Here is a 6,922-nt window from a genome sequence, read left to right on the forward strand (position 1 = left end):
GTTTCGGTGGGCCGGTGAGGGTGCCGCTCGGCGCCTCGGTGCCGTCCGGGGCGACATAGTCCTCGAGGTCTTGCTCAATCTGCAGCATGCCGTAGATCGGCGCCCCGAGCCGCCCCTCCATCCCGGCGGTAACATACTCCACCGTCCGCAGGTCCTTGTGATGGATGAGCGGGTCGGCCGGCACCTCGACGAAGCGCCCGAGCTCGGCCAGCGGCACCATGCGCCGCGCGCCGGTGCGCGCTGGGATCGGCAGCTCGCCGAGGCGGTGCAGCTGGCTGCGGGTGGCCAGCGGCAGCTGGAGCTTGATCTTCACCGGCTCCAGCGAGCGATCCTGGTCAATGTCGCCGAGGCTGTAGCCGCCCATCGCCATCGCCAGGTTGCGGGTGATGCTGTCGACGTCGACGCCGTTTCGGCTCGCCTTCTCGTTGTCGACCGCGAAGTGCCAACGGCTGTGCGGCGCCTGCATCCGGTTATCGACGTCGACTACCCCTTCGGCCGCCGCGAACATCTCATTCAGATCCTCGGCGAAGCCGCGCCTTGCGCCGGGCGACGGACCATGGACCTCCGCCACCAGGGTCTGCAGCACCGGCGGTCCCGGGGGCATCTCGACCACGCTGATCTGGGCATCGTGCTCCTCTGCCAGCGGTGTGAGCAGCTCGCGCACCGCCTGGGCGATGGCGTGGCTGCTGCGCTCGCGCTCCTCCTTATCCAGCAGCCGCACCTGGAGATCGGCGAGCCAGGGGTCCTGACGCAGGTAGTAGTGCCGCACTAGGCCATTGAAGTCGAACGGTGCGGCGGTGCCGATGTAGGCCTGCAACGAGCGCACCTCGGGGACACTGCGCAGCCGCTGCGCGAGCTGGTGGGCCGTGTTGGCGGTCGTCGGCAGCGCGGTCCCCTCGGGGAGGTCGATGACCACAGCGATCTCCGGCTTGTTGTCAGAGGGGAGCATCTTCACCGTCACGGCCTTGAGCGGCAGCAGGGCGACCGCGGCGAAGAAGGCGACGATGATGCTGATCAGAAACAGCCAGCGGGCCGGCCGCCGTTCGATCAAAGGCTCGATCAGCGGCCGGTAGGCGCGATCGATCCAGCCCTGCAGGCGCTTCTCACGACTTGCCGAGCGCTCCAGCGCCGCGAGCTTCGGCCGCAGCCGGTAGGCGAGCCAGGGCGTGAAGACGAAGGCGGCGAACAGCGAGAACAGCATCGCCACCGAGCCCAGGATCGGGATCGGGCGCATGTAGGGGCCCATCATCCCGGTGACGAAGCCCATCGGCAGCAGGGCGGCGAGCACGGTCAGGGTCGCGATGATGGTCGGATTGCCGACCTCGCCGACGGCGTCGATCGCCACCGACTTGGCGGTTGCGCCATCGGCGAGCCAGCGCCGGAAGATGTTCTCGACCACCACGGTCGCATCATCGACCAGGATGCCGATCGAGAAGATCAGTGCGAAGAGGCTGACCCGGTTGATCGTGAAACCGAGCGCGCCGGCCGACCAGACCGTCATCAGGATCACCACCGGGATCACGGCCAGCACGATCAACGCCGGACGCAGCCCAATGGCGATCAGCGACAGGACCGCGACGGCCGCGGTGGCGCCGATCAGCGACAGCAGCAGCTCGTTGACCTTGCGATCCGCGGTCTCGCCGTAGTTGCGGGTCACCGCCACCTGCACCTGATCCGGGATCATGGTCCCCTTGAGCTGCTCGACCCGCTCCAACAGATCATTGGTCACGGTCACCCCATTGGAGCCGGGCTGCTTGGCGATCGCGATGGTGACCGCACCAACACCATTGGCTGCCTCGTCCGCCGGATGACTCGGCCCGGTGTAGAAGAAGACTGCCTGATCGGCGCGCTCGGCTCCGGCATCGACCTTGGCAACGTCACCCACGTAGACCGACTGTCCACCCTCGGTGTTGATGACCAGGCGCTCGATGTCCCCAGCGCCTTGGAGGTTTTGGCCAACCGATACCGAGCGCTGAGTCGCTCCTTGCTCCACGCTGCCGGTGCCGCGTCCGGTATTGGCGCTGCGGATGGTCTCGGCGAGCTGATCCCAACTCAGCCCGTAACCGCGCAGCTGCTCCGGCTGCGGCTCGATGCCGATCTCACGCTGGCGGCCACCGACAACGAAGCCATTACCAGTGTTCTCGACCTGCTTGAGCTCCTGCAACAGCTGCAGGCCGAGCAGCCGCAGGCGCGCGTCGTCGATCTCCTCGGACCAGAGGGTCAGTGTCAGCACCGGTACGTCGTCTATGGTCTTCGGCTGCACAAGCCACTCGGTCAGGTTCGGGGGCACCTTGTCCAGGTTCGACTCGATGGTATCGTGCACGGCGACCACGGCGGGATCGATCGGCGTGCCCACCTCGAAGCGCACCGTCACCAGCCCCTCCTCGCGGCGGCTGACCGAGTAAACGTGCTCGACGTCATTCAGCTCGCTCATTAGCCGCTCCAGCGGCTCCACCGCCAGCCGCGCGACCTGGCCGGACGAGGCGCCCGGATAGCGCAGGGTGATGTCGACCATCGGCACCGAGATGTCCGGGTCCTCCTGCCGCGGGGTGGTCAGCAGGCCGAGGATGCCGATTCCCAGTGTCGCTAGCAGCAGCAGCGGGGTTAGCGGCGAATCGATGAAGAAGGCCGCGATGCGCCCGGCGATGCCGCGACCCCGTCCGGTCTCATCTGGACGCTCGTCCGAACGGCCGTCCGGGGTCTCAGTCTCCGCGGCATCGTTGGGAGCGGTGTTGGGGTCGGTCTCGGCAGGGTCATTGGTAGACATGGGCAAACGCAGGGCTCAACGACGGATCATGAATCGGGTGATTTACACCACTGATGGCGGCTATGCACCGACGGCTCCGTCGTTTGCTGAGACGGCTTCCCCCTCGACCGGGTAGCCCGCATCCATCCAGTCCTCGATCCCGCCTGCATACCGATACAGGTCGTTGAAGCCCGCCTGCTCGAGCCGCTTAGCTGCTGCATGCGAGGCATTGCAGTCGAAGTTGGAGCAGTAGAGCACGACGCGGCTGTCCTCGCTTGCACCAAGCTCCCGTATGCGCTCATCGAGTCCCTGGTCTGTCGCAGGCACGTTATGCGAATCAGGGATATGCGCCTTTGCGAAGGCCGCTGGGTCGAGCACATTGACGAGTAAGACATCGTCGCCGCGGTCGATCATCGCCTTAAGCTCCTCTCGCGTTAGCGTCTGCATAGCCATTCCTCCTAACAAGGTTCGAGCGGGTCTGCCGACGGACTCGGTTGGTCTGTCCGTTCGGTCTCAATGGGGTCTGCGCTGATGCGCTCCCTGATGACCGCTCAGCAGAGCGATCAGCGCCGTTGCCTTGTAAGCAAGTCGAGTACCAGGCGCAGAGGGCGCTATGCCCCGCATGCCATTGCGATGGCATTCCGCTGCGATGCCCGCTGCAGATCCCCCGCCCGGTCCACAGAGACGGGTGGCATGTTCGATGCATCCGATGCAAGCGATGCTCAGGGACTCGCCGGCTGCGCCGAGCACCCCAGCATCATCTCTTGTGTCATCGATCATCTTAGGAGGTTAGTCATGAGCTATCGCATCAGTCCCTTTGCTGGCATCACCTTGTCGCTGATCCTGACGGGATCATTGCTGACGGCCGAAGGCTTTGCTGCCGAAGGCATGAAATCGGATGACTCGTCTGCCAGTGCCTCGGCGACCGCAGGATCGACCTCCGACGAGCTGATGGGCGCCCAGGAGACGGTTCGAGAGGCGGCGAAGGTTGTTCAGAAGATCAAGTCCGACCCTCAGGCGAGCGACCTGCTCGACCAGGCCAAGGCGATCTTTGTCGTTCCTGATTATGCGCGGGCAGCACTGGTCGTCGGTGGTGCCGGGGGACAGGGCGTGCTTGTCGCCAAGCATGATGGCGAGTGGTCAGCACCCGCCTTCTACAATATCGGCACCTTTCAGATTGGCGCTGCGGCTGGTGCCGAGGCGGGTGAGGTCGCCTTCGTGATCCTATCCGGTGATCTCCTCGAGAGCTTTGGACAGATGCATAACTTTGCGCTCAATTCGGATACCGGCTACACCGTCGTCGAGGATTCGGAGCGCACACAAACCTCGATCGGCAAGGGCACCGATGTCGCCGTCTGGTCCGGGACTGAAGGCCTTTATGGTGATTTCGCCGCCAGCGTCTCGGACATCTTCTGGGACGAGGGTGCGAACAACGCCTATTACGGTCGTCAGGTGACGGCAACTGAGATCATCAATGGCGAGGTCGAGGACCCGATGTCGCCAAGCCCGCTGCTCAGTGCTGAAACGCCCTGACCCCGAGCCGGCGCCGCGGCCCTTGGGCGCCTATCTGGCGGCAGAAGGGTCCCTCACTGTCAGATCGCCATCGCTGCGGGCCTGGAGGTTGAAGGTGGCTGATTCATCGCAACGGCTTCAACGCCGGGTCCGCTTTCCGTTTCTGGTCTTCTATGGCGTTGGCACCATGGTCGGTGGTGGCTTCTACGCGCTGTCTGGTGAGGTGGCTGGCCGGGTCGGGCTCCATGCGCCGCTGGCCTTCGCGCTCGCCGGGGCGCTGGCGCTGTTGTCCGCGCTGAGCTTTGCTGAGCTCTCGGGTCGGCTCCCGCATAGTGGCGGCTCCGCGCGGTATGTTGAGGAGGCCTTTGGCAGTGCTCGGCTCGCGGCCCTTGTGGGCTGGCTCGTGATCAGCACCGGCGTCGTCTCGGCAGCGACGCTCGCCGTTGCCACCACCGGTTTCCTGCGCGATCTGGCACCACTGCCGAGCGCGCCAACCACGCTGGTGTTGGTGTTGGCCATGGGCGCGATCGCGGCTTGGGGGATTGCCGAGGCGGTCGCGATCGTCGTCGTGATCACCCTGCTTGAGGTGGGAGCGCTGCTGTACATCGTGCTGAGCATGGGCGAGGTGCTCGGCACGCTGCCGGCGCAGGCATCGGCCATCCTGGTTCCGGCCGATCTTAGCGTGGTCGCCGGTATCCTTGGCGCCTCCTTCCTTGCCTTCTACGCCTTCATCGGCTTCGAGGACATGGTGACCGTTGCCGAGGAGGTTCAGGATGTGCGCCGAGCCCTGCCAGCAGCGGTGATCACCAGTCTCGGGTTGACCATGGCGCTTTATGTCGTTGTCGCGACGGTCGCCGTGTTGGCGGTGCCGCCCGCTGAGCTGGCCGCCGCTGACACACCGCTGGCCCGGGTGGTCGCTGAGCAGGGCCAGCTTGCCATCACCGCCATCGTGCTGGTGAGCATGCTGACGGGCATCAACGGCGCTCTGGTGCAAGTGGTCATGGCCGCGCGCGTCGCCTACGGGATGGCCGAGCGCAGGGTGGCGCCGCGCTGGCTTGCGACGGTCAATCCGCACACGCGGACGCCATTACCTGCGACGACGCTCGCAACCTTGCTGGTGCTAGCGCTCGCATTGACATTCGGTCTCGAGGCCCTGGCCAAGGCGACCAGCGCAATCATCCTGGTCGTGTTCACGCTGGTGAACCTGGGCCTGTTACGCATCAAGCGACGTCAACCGGACACGCCGGCTGCGGTCCCACGGCTGCCCCTCTGGGTACCGGTCGGTGGCGCCCTCGCGTCGGCGGCTTTGTTGCTATTTCAGATCAGCCGTTGGTTGACGGCGGCGGCCGCTTGAGGTGATCACGCAAACCGTCTCCGGCTATCCACGCCCAACCTCTTGGAGGAAAACGATGACCACCCGTATCTATATCCGCGCTCGCGATCCGCAGAATGGGCGGCGACTGGTTGAGGAGTTGATCGCTGACGGGGTCGATCCGGATGCCTTTACCCTGATCGGCAAGCAGCTTCCGGACGGCCTCCCGGTGCATCGGAGACGCTGGCTCGATGATTCGAGTGCCGCGCTGCGCGGCGCGCTGGTCAGCGCCGGCGTCGTGCTGGCCGTCTCCTTGCTGTTGTTCCAGGTCTCGGAGCCCTGGGCACTGCTGGCGCTGGTCGTCATCGCCGCCGCCATTGGTGGTGGCTGGTGGGTGAGGCGGAATCGCCGCGCCAATCTCCCTCTGTCGGCCCAGCGTGAGGCCATGCAAGGGGGCGATCTGTTGATCGCCGCTGATCTGCCCGATACCGAAGCACCTCGGGTCGAGGAGCGAGTGAGCCAGCGTCACCCGGAGCTCCTGGTGCTTGGACCGGATGCCGGCGGATCGCCACCTTTCCCCTGACTATTGTCTCGGCCCTAGCCCAGAGACGCCATGAATGTTCGTCTGGTCAAGCGCTCCTCGAAATCTGGGCTCGGTTCGAGAACGCTTCGGAAAAGACTTGGCAGTCATGGTCGATGAGGGTTCATTTCGTAAACTATTGAGGAGGTAGTGATAATGAATAAGATCTTTATGCTGCTGATTGCGTCCGTGCTGCTCGTGGCGCCGGCGTTTGGCCAAGGGATAAAGGGTGACGTTGGCGAGCGGCTGGTCAACGACCTGTGGCAGAAGCTCGCAAGCGGCAATCTGGAAGCGCTCGAGGCGATGATGGCCGAGGATTTCCAGGCCGCGCATCAGGACGGTGTCCAGGATCGGTCGCAGGAACTGGCGTTGATCAAGAAACTGGATTCGAGCGACTACAGCCTGTCGAACTTTTCCGTCAGCCGACAGGGCGATGCTCTGCTGGTGAGCTATTACGCTCAGGTGGGGGAGACCATCAGCGGGGAACGACTCAAGCAGCGCGCCCCGCGGATGGACATCTTCGTGAGTACCGATGGAGACTGGAAATGGCTGGGTCACGCCAATTTGGCCGCGATGAAGAACTAGCAGGCGCGGCTATGCTGCAGGGACTGCAGATCGCTGGCCTTCCCGTCCCGCCCTATACCGATGACGAGGGCTTTGGCGTCGCCCGCTGAGGTGGCGGCTCTGCCGCGTCCTGGCGATTCCCCGGGACTGCTCCACTGGACCGGGCGAGACCGGCACCATGCCCAGCTTGACTGTCCGAGAGACCCTC

At 64.9% G+C, this 6,922-nt stretch carries 6 protein-coding genes; 4 read left to right on the plus strand and 2 right to left on the minus strand.

Features of this window, described 5'->3' with window-relative positions:
- The coding region (locus ACY693_RS12140; protein WP_462322087.1) for an efflux RND transporter permease subunit at nucleotides 1-2,767 on the minus strand (2,767 nt) is incomplete at its 3' end.
- 60 nt (nucleotides 2,768-2,827) lie between these two features.
- Nucleotides 2,828-3,193 (minus strand): rhodanese-like domain-containing protein, encoded by a 366-nt coding sequence (locus ACY693_RS12145; protein WP_462322088.1) that lies wholly within the window; start codon nucleotides 3,191-3,193, stop codon nucleotides 2,828-2,830.
- Nucleotides 3,194-3,541: 348 nt separating this feature from the next.
- Here ACY693_RS12145 and ACY693_RS12150 point away from each other — a divergent pair, with 348 nt between their 5' ends.
- The 4 genes from ACY693_RS12150 to ACY693_RS12165 all read left to right on the plus strand — a co-directional run bounded on the left by ACY693_RS12150 (nucleotide 3,542) and on the right by ACY693_RS12165 (nucleotide 6,735).
- The gene (locus ACY693_RS12150; protein WP_462322089.1) at nucleotides 3,542-4,279 is read left to right on the plus strand and encodes a lipid-binding SYLF domain-containing protein; all 738 of its coding nucleotides are present in this window, start codon (nucleotides 3,542-3,544) and stop codon (nucleotides 4,277-4,279) included.
- A gap of 94 nt (nucleotides 4,280-4,373) precedes the next feature.
- Nucleotides 4,374-5,612 carry an APC family permease gene (locus tag ACY693_RS12155; RefSeq protein WP_462322090.1) on the plus strand — a complete coding sequence of 413 codons (1,239 nt, stop codon included), beginning with the start codon at nucleotides 4,374-4,376 and terminating at the stop codon, nucleotides 5,610-5,612.
- 55 nt (nucleotides 5,613-5,667) lie between these two features.
- Nucleotides 5,668-6,153, plus strand: a complete 486-nt coding sequence (locus tag ACY693_RS12160; RefSeq protein ID WP_462322091.1) for a hypothetical protein — start codon at nucleotides 5,668-5,670, stop codon at nucleotides 6,151-6,153.
- A 168-nt stretch (nucleotides 6,154-6,321) separates the two neighbouring features.
- A complete protein-coding gene (locus ACY693_RS12165) occupies nucleotides 6,322-6,735 on the plus strand; it encodes a nuclear transport factor 2 family protein (protein WP_462322092.1) in 414 nt (137 codons plus the stop codon).
- Nucleotides 6,736-6,922 lie beyond the last annotated feature (187 nt).

The organism is Halochromatium sp. (genome assembly GCF_054919635.1).

Excerpts from the sequence above, each read along its gene's own strand:
- ACY693_RS12145 (WP_462322088.1), bottom strand. The coding sequence starts at position 3,193 with ATGCAGACGCTAACGCGAGAGGAGCTTAAGGCGATGATCGACCGCGGC.
- ACY693_RS12150 (WP_462322089.1), top strand. The coding sequence starts at position 3,542 with ATGAGCTATCGCATCAGTCCCTTTGCTGGCATCACCTTGTCGCTGATC.
- ACY693_RS12160 (WP_462322091.1), top strand. The coding sequence starts at position 5,668 with ATGACCACCCGTATCTATATCCGCGCTCGCGATCCGCAGAATGGGCGG.
- ACY693_RS12165 (WP_462322092.1), top strand. The coding sequence starts at position 6,322 with ATGCTGCTGATTGCGTCCGTGCTGCTCGTGGCGCCGGCGTTTGGCCAA.